At 43.8% G+C, this 13,781-nt stretch carries 16 protein-coding genes; 1 reads left to right on the plus strand and 15 read right to left on the minus strand.

All coding sequences use genetic code 11. From position 1 onward, the window contains the following. Positions 1 to 33: 33 nt before the first annotated feature. The 8 genes from ODU41_RS07375 to ODU41_RS07410 all read right to left on the minus strand — a co-directional run bounded on the left by ODU41_RS07375 (position 34) and on the right by ODU41_RS07410 (position 8,013). Positions 34 to 1,170, minus strand: coding sequence for a PLP-dependent aspartate aminotransferase family protein (locus tag ODU41_RS07375; protein ID WP_141599742.1), 1,137 nt, complete (start codon positions 1,168 to 1,170; stop codon positions 34 to 36). A gap of 3 nt (positions 1,171 to 1,173) precedes the next feature. Then, complete coding sequence (locus tag ODU41_RS07380) at positions 1,174 to 1,554, minus strand: Rid family detoxifying hydrolase (RefSeq protein ID WP_398578843.1); 381 nt, start codon at positions 1,552 to 1,554, stop codon at positions 1,174 to 1,176. A gap of 27 nt (positions 1,555 to 1,581) precedes the next feature. Further along, positions 1,582 to 2,979: an APC family permease gene (locus tag ODU41_RS07385; RefSeq protein WP_044680001.1), complete on the minus strand. Its 1,398-nt coding sequence runs from the start codon at positions 2,977 to 2,979 to the stop codon at positions 1,582 to 1,584. An 18-nt stretch (positions 2,980 to 2,997) separates the two neighbouring features. Beyond that, positions 2,998 to 3,774 (minus strand): gamma-glutamyl-gamma-aminobutyrate hydrolase family protein, encoded by a 777-nt coding sequence (locus ODU41_RS07390; protein ID WP_398578844.1) that lies wholly within the window; start codon positions 3,772 to 3,774, stop codon positions 2,998 to 3,000. A gap of 178 nt (positions 3,775 to 3,952) precedes the next feature. After that, positions 3,953 to 5,236: a trigger factor gene (gene tig, locus ODU41_RS07395; RefSeq protein ID WP_024414401.1), complete on the minus strand. Its 1,284-nt coding sequence runs from the start codon at positions 5,234 to 5,236 to the stop codon at positions 3,953 to 3,955. Positions 5,237 to 5,350: 114 nt separating this feature from the next. Further along, the gene (locus ODU41_RS07400) at positions 5,351 to 5,950 is read right to left on the minus strand and encodes a DUF1349 domain-containing protein (protein ID WP_024414400.1); all 600 of its coding nucleotides are present in this window, start codon (positions 5,948 to 5,950) and stop codon (positions 5,351 to 5,353) included. 11 nt (positions 5,951 to 5,961) lie between these two features. After that, a complete protein-coding gene (locus tag ODU41_RS07405; RefSeq protein ID WP_024414399.1) occupies positions 5,962 to 6,849 on the minus strand; it encodes an alpha/beta hydrolase in 888 nt (295 codons plus the stop codon). Between the two features lie 144 nt (positions 6,850 to 6,993). Beyond that, positions 6,994 to 8,013, minus strand: coding sequence for an alpha/beta hydrolase (locus ODU41_RS07410; protein ID WP_024406464.1), 1,020 nt, complete (start codon positions 8,011 to 8,013; stop codon positions 6,994 to 6,996). An 83-nt stretch (positions 8,014 to 8,096) separates the two neighbouring features. Here ODU41_RS07410 and ODU41_RS07415 point away from each other — a divergent pair, with 83 nt between their 5' ends. After that, the gene (locus ODU41_RS07415; RefSeq protein WP_024414398.1) at positions 8,097 to 8,660 is read left to right on the plus strand and encodes a TetR/AcrR family transcriptional regulator; all 564 of its coding nucleotides are present in this window, start codon (positions 8,097 to 8,099) and stop codon (positions 8,658 to 8,660) included. 6 nt (positions 8,661 to 8,666) lie between these two features. On the opposite strand, the gene ODU41_RS07420 is transcribed toward ODU41_RS07415, so the two are convergent. The 7 genes from ODU41_RS07420 to truA form a co-directional block, all read right to left on the minus strand. Continuing rightward, positions 8,667 to 9,503, minus strand: a complete 837-nt coding sequence (locus ODU41_RS07420; RefSeq protein ID WP_024414397.1) for an alpha/beta fold hydrolase — start codon at positions 9,501 to 9,503, stop codon at positions 8,667 to 8,669. 11 nt (positions 9,504 to 9,514) lie between these two features. Further along, on the minus strand, positions 9,515 to 10,516 hold the full coding sequence (locus tag ODU41_RS07425) for an NADP-dependent oxidoreductase (protein WP_024406461.1): 1,002 nt from the start codon (positions 10,514 to 10,516) through the stop codon (positions 9,515 to 9,517). A 76-nt stretch (positions 10,517 to 10,592) separates the two neighbouring features. Then, positions 10,593 to 11,021 (minus strand): Rrf2 family transcriptional regulator, encoded by a 429-nt coding sequence (locus ODU41_RS07430; RefSeq protein ID WP_024406460.1) that lies wholly within the window; start codon positions 11,019 to 11,021, stop codon positions 10,593 to 10,595. Between the two features lie 108 nt (positions 11,022 to 11,129). Further along, positions 11,130 to 11,693 (minus strand): TIGR01440 family protein, encoded by a 564-nt coding sequence (locus ODU41_RS07435; protein ID WP_024406459.1) that lies wholly within the window; start codon positions 11,691 to 11,693, stop codon positions 11,130 to 11,132. Further along, positions 11,674 to 12,159 carry an ECF transporter S component gene (locus tag ODU41_RS07440; protein WP_024414396.1) on the minus strand — a complete coding sequence of 162 codons (486 nt, stop codon included), beginning with the start codon at positions 12,157 to 12,159 and terminating at the stop codon, positions 11,674 to 11,676. Before ODU41_RS07440 ends, ODU41_RS07435 begins: the two co-directional genes overlap by 20 nt. Then, positions 12,149 to 12,910, minus strand: a complete 762-nt coding sequence (locus ODU41_RS07445; RefSeq protein WP_398578845.1) for a bifunctional hydroxymethylpyrimidine kinase/phosphomethylpyrimidine kinase — start codon at positions 12,908 to 12,910, stop codon at positions 12,149 to 12,151. Before ODU41_RS07445 ends, ODU41_RS07440 begins: the two co-directional genes overlap by 11 nt. Continuing rightward, positions 12,900 to 13,649 carry a tRNA pseudouridine(38-40) synthase TruA gene (gene truA / locus ODU41_RS07450; RefSeq protein ID WP_024414394.1) on the minus strand — a complete coding sequence of 250 codons (750 nt, stop codon included), beginning with the start codon at positions 13,647 to 13,649 and terminating at the stop codon, positions 12,900 to 12,902. The genes ODU41_RS07445 and truA overlap by 11 nt, the downstream gene beginning before the upstream one ends. Positions 13,650 to 13,781: the final 132 nt, after the last annotated feature.

Genomic DNA, 13,781 nt, shown 5'->3' on the forward strand with positions numbered 1-13,781 from the left:
GATGGGAAACTCCCTATACTGGTCCTTTATACCTTAAGCAAGTGCTTGTTCAAAATCTGCCAGTAAATCTTCGACATCTTCAATACCGCAAGATAGGCGTAGAAGACTATCACTAATCCCTTGTTCAGCTCTTTCTTCTTCACTCAGACAAGCATGGGACATGGTTGCCGGATGCGATAAAATGGACTCTACACCACCTAGACTAACTGCTAAAATCGGTATCTTAATCATCTTAGTAAAGGCTAACATATCCTCTTTTGAGTAAAATTCAAAGGAAAGTACCGCACCACCATTTGCAGCCTGTCGCATCTGTACAGAATGATTTGGATGATTGACCAGACCTGGATAATGAACTTTTTTTACTTTTGGATGAGAAACTAAATAGTCTGCAATTGTCTGCGCATTGTGTACAGATTGCTTCATCCGAAGCCCCATTGTTTTCATACCACGCAAAATCAGCCAAGCATCCTCAACACCAACAATTCCTCCGAAATTTTTTTGAAATAGTTTCAGCTTATGATAATATTCTTCGTTGTTCGTTGCAATCAGTCCAGCAACAACATCGCTATGGCCATTGATAAATTTCGTTACACTTTCAACAACAATGTCCACACCTAGTTCCAACGGCCTCTGATACAAGGCTGTCATGAAGGTATTGTCAATAACGGAAATCAAGCCATTTTCTGTAGCCACTTCAACCAAGGCACGAATATCTACTACCTTTAATAAAGGATTTGAAGGAGTTTCTATATAGAGCATCTTCGTCTGGTCCGTTATCACCTTACGAACCTGATCCAAATCAGCCATATCTACGAAACTTGTTGAAATGCCATATTGTGGCAAGATCTTCGTAGCAAATTGACATGTTCCACCATACACCTCAATAGGAAAGATGACATGGTCCCCAGCTTCCAATAACATCAAAACATTTGATATTGCAGCCATACCCGATGCAAATGCTATCGCAAAGGTGGCTTGTTCTAAGCAAGCCAAACCACTTTCTAACGCATCTGTTGTGGGGTTCGAAAAGCGTGTGTATAAATACTTTTGATGGTCGCAATACAATTCCGAATTATGAAAAGTTGAGGTTTGATAGATAGGAATCGAGGCCGCCCCTGTATATTCATCTAACACTGGATAACCATGTAACAACCTTGTATTATCTTTCATTCCCTATACCTCCGCAATTGCTTCAATCTCTACAAGTGCTCCAAAAGGCAAGCAGCCTACTTCAAAAGCCGTTCTAGCAGGGTAGTCCCCATCAAAGAAAGTTTGATAGACAGCATTGAAACTTGCAAAATCCTCTATATTGTCTAAATAGACTGTTGTCTTGATAATATTTTTCATGGAAGAGCCATTATCTTCTAAAATAGCTTGCACATTCCGCAATGACTGCGCAACTTGCCATTCGATTGATTCTGGCTGATCAATTTTGCCTGTTTCAACATTAATTGGTAGTTGTCCTGATGTAAAAATCAAATTTCCTACCTTACTAGCCGCAGAATAACTTCCTACCGCAGCTGGAATTTTTTCACTTGAAATACGTTCTACCATATTCGATTCCCCTCTTTAATTCCCCTTTTAATTAGTCGCTGTAGCAACTTTTGTTTGACTGTTTTTCCAAATCATCAGCACAATCGGCAAGATAACATAGCCGATAACCATGGCTGTGATTGCAAATACATTGGCTACGACCTCACCATTTTCCAGGGTGATAGTAAATTGTTGAGCCCAGCTAAATTTATAAAGCAATAATAATGTAAAGGCTAGTGCAAGACTTGGAATGAAGACATCAACAACTGGATTTTTCTTAACATCTTGCAATGCTTCTCCCCGTTCTTTGCCCAAATAGAAAACGATAACTGCCAATGGTACAATGATAAATTGAATAAAACGTGAGATTGAGCTAAGAACAATGATGCTGCTCATATTGAAACCAAAAGCCATCGGTAATAAAATAGCAATCCCAATCGTGATAAGGAATGAAGTCAGTGGGAAGCCATTTTCAGTACGTTTTGTAAAGGCACTTGGAATTTGTCCCTGCAAGGCCATCGCTTCCAAAATACGAGGCGTGTGGAAGGAAGCTGCCACATTGATACCAAACATAGAAACTAAAGCACCTATTACAATCATACTACGAATAATATTATTGTCAAATACTTCTGCCAAGGCTACAACTTCAGTAGTAGAAACAATCGCTTCTGGGTTAATCATCATAGCAACCCCAACAATACCAATATAAATAGCTGCCACAATAGCAATTGCCAATGGGATAGCTCGTGGTAAGTTTTTCTCTGGCGCTTCCATATCCTCAGAACCACTCGCTACACTTTCAAAACCAGTAAAGGCATAGAAAGCTGCAATAATCGCCATACAGTAAGCACCCATGTCTAGATTGGAACCCAGAGGTTCGCCTGCACTGTTCATAATGGAACTAATCGTACCGAATTGGTTAACATTGCCAAATAAGACAATAGCCAAGCCAACAACGATTGTAGTCACCAAAGCACCAACTTTTCCGATAGTAGAAAGGTTATTGATGACTTCAAAAATCCTTGTACCGAATATATTTACAAGTAAGAGTACCGCCATCAAACAGATAAATCCGAGAGTGATATAGGTCATATTTGTATTATCCAACCCAAATATACCAAGGACAGTTTTTACTACCGCAGTCCCCATAACACCCCAGGCAATACTTGCTGCAATATAGCGAGTAATTCCTACATAAAAACCAACATTATCTCCGAATGCTGCCTTGGCATAGGCATAGGCTGCGCCACCTTTAGAAACGTACTTGGCCGCTGCTGCAAAAGTAATCGCAAGCACTGAAGCAAATACTGCTGCCAGTAAATAGACCAGCAAGGCTTGTTGCCCCGTAGAAGCAACTACCGTACCTGGTGATAGGAAAATTCCCGTCCCGATAACGGAATTAATAGTCAGCAATACGATGGAATAAAAACCTAATTTCTTTTTCATGACCTTTTCCTCCTACTCTCAAACGGCCATTTCATATAAAATCTTTTCACTTGACATACCTTGCGCTGCTTCCACCAAGGCTTTAAAGAGACGACACATACCCGCATCGCAATGGTGTAACATTTCAGGATGCCACTGCACACCAATCATAAAAGGATAGTCAGTGCTTTCAATCGCTTCAATCACACCATCTCTTGCTCTCGCTACAACTCTGAAACCATCTCCCACCTTACGAATCACTTGATGATGGAAAGAGTTCACCATCACTTTTTTCTCTCCCAGCACGTGATAAAGTACAGAATCTTCTTCGATCTCGATGGAGTGAGTTGCCAAGTCTGGATGATGGGCTTGCCAATGCTTGATTGTCACACCTTCTGCATAGGATAAATCTTGCCAAAGGCTACCGCCGTGTGACACATTGATGATCTGACATCCACGACAAATCCCTAAGATTGGAATTCGCTTTTCTTTAGCTTTTTGTAAAAGTTGACTGTCGAACCAATCGCGCAATGGGAAAATATCCCCTAATTTCTGATCTGGTTCTTCATCATAATTCAAAGGATTGACATCGTGCCCCCCTGAAAGAATTAATCCATCAACACTACCAATATAGCCATCAATAACCGTCTCATCTTGACTAATCGGAATAATGAGCGGAATCCCTCCGTTGCATATCACAGAGTTTACATAATCTTCATTTACATAAGCTCTATGATAACCAGGAAACATCCCTCCTGAATCGACGATAATACTCGCTGAAATCCCAATAATCGGCTTAGAACACTTTGATTCCATAGCCATCCTCCTTGTTTTATAAAATATTATATTTTCTTATAATTGAATTATAATACAAAAAGAAAACGATTACAACACTTTTTTATAAAAAAATATATTTTTTTATAAAAAAAGTATCGTATCGCATTAAAAGATGATTAAACAAAAAAACCCGACTAAGTCGAGTTTCCAATTTGCATTATTTTACAGTTGCAGTGCTTGTGATCACTTCTACAGCTTTCTTCACAGCGATGTCGTGTTTAAGCATTTCTGGTGAAAGCAAGCTACGAACTTGTGCCACTTCCATCTTGTAAGTTGCTGCCAAGTCTTCGATTTCTTTGTTGATTTCTTCTTCAGTTGCTTCGAAACCTTCTGCTTTCGCTACTGCTTCAACAACCAAGTTTGTCTTAGTACGTTTTTCAGCATCTGCTTCGTATTGTTTATGAAGGTCTTCACGAGTTGTACCAGTGATTTGGAAGTACATATCTGGTGAGATACCTTGTTGTTGCATACCACCCAAGAATTCATTGATTGCACGGTGAACTTCTTCGTGAATCATTTCTTCTGGCAATTCAACGATTTCAGCGTTTTCTACAGCCAATTCAAGAGCTGCTGATTCAACTGCATCGTCAAAGGCAACTTCTTTTGCTGCTTCCAATTCTTTGCGGTATTTAGCTTTCAACTCATCAAGTGTTTCCACTTCTTCGTCGATGTCTTTTGCTAATTCGTCATCCAAAGCTGGAACTTCTTTTGCTTTTACTTCGTGGATTTTTGTCACGAAGAGGGCTGGTTTACCAGCAAGGTCAGCTGCTTGGTAGTCTTCTGGGAAAGTTACTTCAACGTTTACTTCTTCACCAGCTGCGTGACCTACCAATTGCGCTTCGAAACCTGGGATGAATTGACCTGAACCAAGTCCAAGTGAGAAGTTCTCACCTTTACCGCCGTCAAATTCAACGCCGTCGATTGAACCTACAAAGTCGATAACAACTGTGTCGCCTTCAGCTGCTGGACCTTCTTTGATAACCAATTCAGCCAAGTTGTTGCGTGCAGCTTCGATTTTTGCATCAACTTCTTCATCTGTTACTTCTTTAGTAGCTTCTACTGAAACTGCCAAGTTTTTGTAGTCACCCAATTTTACTTCAGGTTTTGTCACAACTTCCGCAGTGATTGTCCAGTCTTGACCTTTTTCCATAGACACAACGTCGATTTTTGGTTGTGCAACTACTTCAAGACCAGCTTCTGCAACTGCTGCTTCATAAGCTGTTGGTAACAATGCATTTACAACATCTTGATAAAGTGCTTCTTCACCAAATTTTTGGTTGAAAACGGCACGTGGCAAGTGACCTTTACGGAAACCTGGAAGATTGATATCTTTCTTAACTTTGTTGAAAACGCGGTCCAATTCTGGTTTGATAGCATCTTGACCGATTGTGAAAGTCAAAACGCCGCGGTTTGTTTCTTTTGCTTCAAATGATACAGACATTCTGTCATTCTCCTTAAAATTTTATTGCATACTCTTCATTATAACACAATTGACAGGGATTTCAACGATTTTATAACGTACTTTTGGGAAATGGCAGAGCTTCTGCCCAATCTTCTAGTCTGGTTGTTGACCGTCGTGGGCCAGCCACTTGCAGTCTGTCAAACTCATTTCTGTAAAAACAGCTTCAAAAGTTGAGTTTTCCGGTGAACAGGCGTAGATACCGAAATGGATTTTACCATTGCCTTCATGCAGGTGGCAAATCCGCATTTGCTCAAAATGAATACCGTCTTTGGAGTTTTCAATGCAAAAATCACTACCCCGTCGGCTCAAACGGTAATAAATTGACTTGACAGAAGCAGGAATTTCCTGGGTTGCCCAGTCTGAAAAGCCCTGATTGGTCACAACGCTGCCCAAATGCTGAAAATCTTCATTTTCATACTCAATCGAGCCCTTAATCCAGTTTTCCGAATCCTGATAGACTACTACACCGCACTGATCGAAACGAGTATGGCTATTGGAAAAATCCGTCTTAACCGTAAAGGAAAAATACTCTTCCTCCGTGTCCATCAAGAGCAGGGGAGCATTATCATTGACAAAATGGTAGTAGGTCTTCTGCCACAAGTCTGTATGAGCTTGGGTTGTGATTCTGATTTCATTATCCGAAATCTGATAATTTTCTGGTTCTCGTACCCAGTAAAAATCTTTTGTGTTCATTTGATTTCCTTTCACTTTTGACTGTCTAGCCAGTCACCGATTGCTGCTTCTGCCTGTCTTGCCAAGTTTTCCTGCTCTGCATTGACCACCTGAGACATATCCGTCGTCGCCCCTGTCAAACCTTCGGGGTTGTTGGACTCGATGAAACTATGCACTGCTTCTGGATAGTCGATGACATCCACTGTGCGACCTGCTTCTATCATGTCTTCCATAAAGGGCTTGGCCTTTTGGGAAATGGGGTCCTGACCTGCCAAGACAAAAAGCGTTGGCGGGAAATCTTCCCATTGATTGGCCACAGAAAGTCCCGTCGTCCAGGGATAAGCCATGATCAAGCCTGCCAAGTCAAACTGTTCCTTGACCAATAATTCGCTGGCAAGGGCGGCATGGTTAGCACCTGCTGAGTAGCCAATTATGGAAAACTGAGTCGGATCCACTCCGTAAGCAGCCTTTTCCATGGTGAAATACAAGATCGTATCTTTGATTTCCTCTGCTCCGTAGGAAATGGGTTGAACATCCGCCTTGGTATAATTAACCGTTACAATGACAGCCTGCCATTGATCCGCCAGCCGCTGACTTTGCGTGTCTAGTACATCTGCATCTCCACTGACAAAACCACCACCGTGGACATTGACCACCAAGGGAAGCGGAGTTTGGCCAGCCTCACTTGGACGGTAAAGGTTGACACGGACAGGCTCTTTTCCAGGTCGGTCAATCACCAACCGTTCCCCTATCAGCTGACTGTCTTCCTTCACCAAGACTGCTCGGTGGGCTTGATTGCTTGCACGATAGGACTGCAAAAAGACGGTAAAACCGACCAGCAAGAGCAGACAGAACGTAGTCCAGAGGGACAAGAGGATCAATTGGATTTTCCTTTTTTTAGGTAATTCTTTAAACTTCATCTTATCCCACCATTACCTGTATCAAGGACCCCAGGGTCAGCCAAAAATAGAGTAAGAATAACAAGGGTAAGATTACCGCTGCTATTCGTAAGCCAATAATAACATTACGCCACTTGGGTGGCAGGTCGTGTAAGTTTCTTTTTTTCATTCTTTCGTTCGTTCTTCTAAAAAGATCATCATACGGTCAAAGGCTTCTGCAGAGACAGGGTCCGTCCGCAAATTCGACACAAAGCCATGCGGTTTTTCCAGTCCCTTCTCTGCTAAGGGATCGACCAACTCATGAACCACATCCACCCGTTTCAAAGCCTGTTGAAGCGTGATTAGGTCGGTACGATATTCACTACCCAAAAGGAAACTTACTGGATAATCCTTGGTCACATGGAAAATCGGGTTGTAAGCATTGATTTCTTCCTGACTGAGATAAATGGTCCCCGCCACATAGTTGCCCACCAGCATCTTGGCACCCAGAGAAAGCTTGGGATAATCCAAAGGGGCATCATCAATGACCAAAGCCTTGACCTGTTCTTTTGCGATGCTTGGCTTGAAGTCCAATAGCTGAGCATAGTCTGAATTGGCTAAGACACTGCCATATTGGGCAACCATAATTGCACCTGCTGATGAGCCCATTAGAACGACATTGTCCATGTTCAAATGGTATTCTGCAGCGTGTTCCTTTATATAGGCAATCGCCTGATTCATCTGAATGAGGGGCGTTGGAAAGTGGTAATCTGGCACCAAAGCGTAGTCCACATTTACTACATTATACCCTTTTGCCACTATATCATCAATCAAATAAGTCGCTTCACTGGCTGCCAGCGGGTCACCCATATTTTTACTACCTGCAAAGAAGCCACCACCATGAAAATAAAAAAGCGTTGGACGATCAGCGTCTAGATTTGAGTCTGGATAGATAATATCTAAAAAGCTATTGGGATATTCCTTGCTATAGGCAATCTCACTTTTCAGATAGTGACCATTTTCTTTCGGACCGTCAATAGCTTCATAAAGAGGACTGTAGGAGTTGGGTGAACTCTCCTGATAAATGAGAGATTGAATCATTCCAACTACTAGCTGCGGGTGGTTGGTAACTGTCACATAAGCAACCAGGCCCAAACCTGCTACAATTCCAAGTAACCACAAGAGGTATTTTTTTATCTTTTTCATACACAATTCCTTTCTTTTTACATCAGACTTGTGAAAAAACTAGGAGTATTATACAATGAATAGAAGAGTGAGACAAGTGTCTCATGCAAAATAAGACAGAAAGCGAAAAATGTCTCATGAAAGAATACTATGTAGAAAACCAGCTGAGCCAGACCCTGATTCAACTTTTACAAGAAAAAGACCTCCACAACCTGACGGTCAAGGAGGTTTGCTTGAAAGCCCAAATCGGACGAGCATCCTTTTATCGTTACTATTCTTCGCTAGAAGATGTTCTCTCCCAGCAATCCCGCCGACTCATGCAGGAGTGGGGACGAGAGTTTGAAGCCAACCCGCAGTCAACACCTGATAGGGTCTTTCAAAGCCTCTTCCAGCATTTTCAAGAGTACAAGGAATTTTACAGCATCCTCTACCGCTACCAGCTAACTCAGGTCATCGTGGATACTATAAAGGAAAAGATTGAATTAACAGCTGACCTGCCTAATGATGTCGCATACGGTAAATCCTTTTTCGCCTATGCCATTTTCGGCTGGATCAATGAGTGGATCTCACGTGGTATGCCAGAAAATCCCACCCAACTCAATCAACTCTTTCAAGAACAAGCTGGGGTGATTTTGGGGACTTTGCAGGCCTTGTATCGTCAAGATTAGCGGGTGCTATTCCTCCAAAAAGGCTATCAAGGCTGTTGAAAAGGCCTCTGCATTTTGGAAGATAGATCCGTGACCCGCATTTGGATAGATGATCAGTTGGCTGTTTTTGATTTTCTCATGCATGATATAAGAGTTCTCAGTCGGTACTTGCATATCCTTGTCACCGTTGACGATCAGCGTTGGTTGCGTGATAAAGGTCATATCGTCTTGAGGATCTCTACCCCAGCGTTTGATGGCCTTCAACTGTGTTAAAAATCCTGGGACATTCATGTCCTTGTCTGCATACTCAGCTTTTCTTTCTCCCATACGAGCCAAAACTTTTTCAGCTTCCAGTCGGCCTGCTTCATCGTGGTTGTAGAAAATATAGCGTTTGGGATCCACGCGCTCCAGACCTGCCTTCAGCATATAGCGGAAGGTTTTTCCTGTCACCTTATCCACTTCAAAACCGCCACGAGGTCCTGTTCCTGCTAGAATCAAGCGGTTAACCATTTGGCTATCGAGACGGACGATTTCTTGGGCAATAAAACCACCCATAGAAAGACCGAGCAGGTTAATTTTCGTATGCCCCAAGGCCTTGATAATAGCATGAGCCTGCTCTGCCATTCCTGGAATAGTAGGAGCTACCTTGCCTTGACTGGCACCGACGCCAGGCAAATCAAGGACGATGATGTGCTCTTTTTCAGCCAGTAAATCCAGCAATTTTGGATCCCAGTTGTCCAAGGTTGCGGCCAAATGGACCAACATGACCAAGGGCAGTTTAGACTTGCCCTTACCTAGTTCACGGTAGGCAATCTGACTGCCAGCGACAGTAATGTATTGATTTTTAGTTGTGATATAAGACATAAGTACTCCTACTATTTAAAACTGAGGACAGTTTTTCCACGTGAGCGACCGTTTGCGACCTTGTCCAAGGCTGCGTTGACTTCTTCAAATGGGTAAACAGCGTCGATAGACGGTTTAATTTCTGACTTGCTGAAAATATCTGCCACTTCTTGTAGCTGTTGCCCATTGCTTTCTACGAAGATGAAATGGTAGTGTACGCCATAGCTTTCAGCCATTTTATCAAACTTGCGACCAACCAAGCCAAGCAGGACTTGCTTCCATTTTGGTAGGTTCATGCGTTTGGCAAATTCACCGTTTGGCATGGCACGGAGGGAAACCAGCTGACCACCTTTTTTCATGATTGACATCTGTTTCTCAGTTTCTGCACCGCCAAGTGTGTCCAAGACATAGTCAACATTTTTAACTGTTTTAGTGTAATCTTCTGTCTTGTAGTCGATAAACTGGTCAGCACCCAACGCCAATACCCGCTCTGCATTTGCACCATCACCGTTGGTAATGACGGTCAAGCCCTTGGCTTTGGCAATGGGAATGGCCATCCCGCCGACACCACCTGTCCCGCCTGAGATGAAAATGGTCTTGCCAGCCTCTGCACCCATGAGGTCCAGTGCCTGCATAATGGTCAAGGCAGTCAGGGGAACAGCCGCCGCTTCCACATCCGTCAGATAGGCAGGAACTTTGGCAAGGGCTGTAGCCTCAACCGCTACATACTCGGCAAAGGCACCGATATTGTCGAGAGGAAGACGACCAAAGACACGGTCACCAACTGCAAAATTTGTCACGCTGGATCCGACTTCCTCGACCAAACCAACGACCTCATTGCCCGCTGTTTGTGGCAATTTATAAGGTACAATCATTTTAACCTCTCCACGAGAAATCATGTTATCTAGAGGATTGACACCTGCCGCTGTCACTTTGACAAGGACTTGATTGGGTTTGATTTGAGGTTTAGCAATGTCAGTTATGTTAAGTACGATATTGTTTTTGTTATAAGATGTATGTTGTGCTGCTTTCATGGTTTACTCCTTTTATTCGTAGACTTGTATCTAATACAAGTCTAAGTTGTACTAAATAGAAACTGACTTGTGGAAGTCAGTTGGATTTTTTTGCCTCTTGATACAAGTTAGCAATGACCTGGGCCAAGCTTTCTTGGGATAATCTATCCTGCAAATCCTGCTCAATGGTCGCAAAGATTGGCTGGACAGCTCCTGCAATGTGCCGACCAACTGGGCAGGCTTGATTAGCATGTTGGTGCTGTTGAAAGAGCTGGATATGCGTGACTTCCTGGGTAGCATAGTAGATGTCCAGAAGGCTGATGTCCGCCGGACTCTTGCTCAACTCATAGCCAGCCTTGCCCTGCTGGGACTGGATGATGCCTGCATTCTTCAAGAGAGCGATGACCTTGCGGATATAACTGGCATTGGTACCGACGCTGGTTGCCAAGGCCTGCGACGTCATGACGTCACTACTCTCGCTAATCATGGTCAAGATATGCAAAGCTACTGAAAATTTGGTATCCATGGAAATCCTCCTTTTGAACTTGTATCAACCACAAGAACAAGTTTAGCAAAAAGAAATCCACTTGGCAAGGATTTTGTTTTCAAAAAAATCACAACCGCTTGGCTGTGATTAATTTTTCCGTATCTGATCTTCCAGATAAGCCGCACGGGCTCCGCCGATCAGTTTGGGACGGCTGGCAAGAGCAGTGACATGGGCCTGGCCGATCTCACGCAAGCTCGGTCTAATCGGCACTTGGACGTGCTTGATATGCATACCGATAGCTGTATCGCCGATGTCCACACCCGCCTGAGCAGTGATAAATTCCACTTCGACTGGATCCTTCATATACTTGAAGGCTGCCAACTGTCCAGAGCCACCTGCATGAAGGGTGGGCAGGACATTGACCATTTCCAAATCTTTCTGGATAGCCAATTCCCGCTCCACTACCAAGGCACGATTGAGGTGCTCACAGCCTTGGACAGCTAGGTAAATGCCTTTTGGAGTCAAAATATCCAGAATGGTTTCGACAACGGCTTCTCCAACTTCCAGACTGGAATTTTTGCCAATATGCCCACCAATGACCTCACTAGAAGACAAACCTAGTACAAAAATCTGACCCTTTTGAAGATTGCTGAGTTCTAAAATCTCTTCGACAACTTGCTTAGTTTGGTCTTTAATTTCCTTTAATGACATGATTTACTGCACCAATTCTTTCTATTGCCTGAGCCAAGATGTAACCAACTACCAAACCAACTGTGTTTTGCAAGATATTGCTTAGAACACTTTCAATGGCTTTCAGGTCATTAAAATAAAGTCGAGAAGCTAGATAATAACCTCCAACCATAGAGAGGGTCGCCAAGACTAAACCGAGAATCCGTTTCTTACCTGTCCAACCCGCAAAATAGCCCTGAGCACCGTGGAAAAGCAAACTAAAGAAAGCCCACTGGGGATAGCCCAGCAAGAAGTCAATCAGAAGCCCTGACAGTCCGCCGACAATGGATCCTTCTTTCTTGCCCAGGTAAAAGGCTGTAAAGAAAACACCAACATCTAACAACGTGACAAAGCCCGTTGGTGTCGGTACGTGGACAAAAGCCAGAGTCAAGGTCAAAGCCGTTAGAATGGCCAGCAATACAAGTTCTTGCGTCTTTTTATTTCTCATACTGAATCACCCCATATTGATCTGATTTTAAGATGGCTGCATGGACAAAGTCCTTGGATAATTTGACTGCCTCCAAAGAGTCCTGACCCAGCAAAAGCTGACTGGCAATGCTGGACGCAAAGGTACAGCCCGCCCCCACATTGTTTTCTGAAAGCAGGGGCGACTTAAGCACCACCACTTCCTGTCCGTCATAGTAAACATCGACAGCCTGTGAACCTCCCAAGCGGTTCCCCCCCTTGATAACCACCGACTTGGCACCCAAGTCATAAAGTGCCACCGCCGCCTGCTCCATCTCTTCCACCGTTTGGATGTCTTTTTGGAGCAATAGCTGAGCTTCTGCCAGATTTGGCGTGATGATGCTGACATAGGGAAGGAATTTCAAGAGTTCATCCCTCAGCTGGCTGACCTCGGTATCATGCGTTTCCTTGCAGACCAAGACCGAATCCAAAACCACTGGAATATCCTGATGGGCCTTGATAAATTCCAAGGCCTGCTCTGCTATTTCCACCGTCGGAAGCAAGCCGATCTTAATAGCTGAAAAGGGCACATCCTTCAAACTAGCCAACTGCTGGGCAAACACCGCACCGTCTGTCGGAATGACCTCGAACCCTTTTTCCGTCATAGCTGTCAAGCAGGTAACCGCCACAAAACCATGCAGGCCATGGACTGTGTAAGTGGTCAGGTCTGCATGGAGACCGCCACCGCTGAAAATATCATTGCCCGAAAGCGCCAAAATATACTTAGTCTTCATAGATAATCTCCTTTAGATAGAGGCCGTTGCCTACCGCAGTTGGACCTGCCAAACCACGATCCTTTTCCGCCAAAATCCGCTTAATCTGCCCCACAGGCATCCGACCATTGCCAATTTTCAGCAGGGTCCCCACCATATTTCGCACCTGCTTGTACAAAAAGCCATTGCCTGAAAAGGTAAAAATCAAGAACTGGCGCCGCTGGTCGTACTCCATGGTCGCCGCCGTGATGGTCCGCACCTTGTCCTCGACTGAAGTCCCCGATGCTGTAAAGCCTGTGAAATCATGAGTCCCCACTAGGTCCTGAATAGCTTCTTCTATCAAGCCCAAATCCAAATCATAGGGATAGAAAGTCGCATAGTGGCGCATCATAGGATTCTTGGGCCGGCCAATGTCCACCAAAAACTCATAGGTCTTGCTGTGCTTGGCATAGCGGCAATGAAAATCATCCGCCACCTGCTCCACCTGGACCACATCAATGTCCTCAGGGGTTTGGGTATCTAGGGCAAAGCGGAGCTTCTCAGTATCTCGACTGCCAGCCAAGTCAAAGTGTATCACCTGACCATAAGCGTGTACACCTGCATCTGTCCGACCTGCACCATGAACAGTTACTGGCTGGCCACTATTCAATCTTACTAACGTTTTTTCGATTTCTTCCTGAACTGTACGAGCATGGGGCTGGCGCTGAAAACCAGAAAAATCATGTCCGTCGTAGGAAATAATTGCCTTATATCTTGTCATGTTTTGATTGTAGCACAGGAAAAGTATGTAAACAAGTCATGAGACATCAAACTGTCCTATGACAGATTTCCTGTCTCAAAATTGACACAACCTCCCAAATACACTATAATGAAACTGAATATTGTATCTTAG

The sequence above is a fragment of the Streptococcus sp. 2022WUSS083 genome (assembly GCF_044427155.1).
Taxonomy (GTDB): domain Bacteria; phylum Bacillota; class Bacilli; order Lactobacillales; family Streptococcaceae; genus Streptococcus; species Streptococcus hashimotonensis.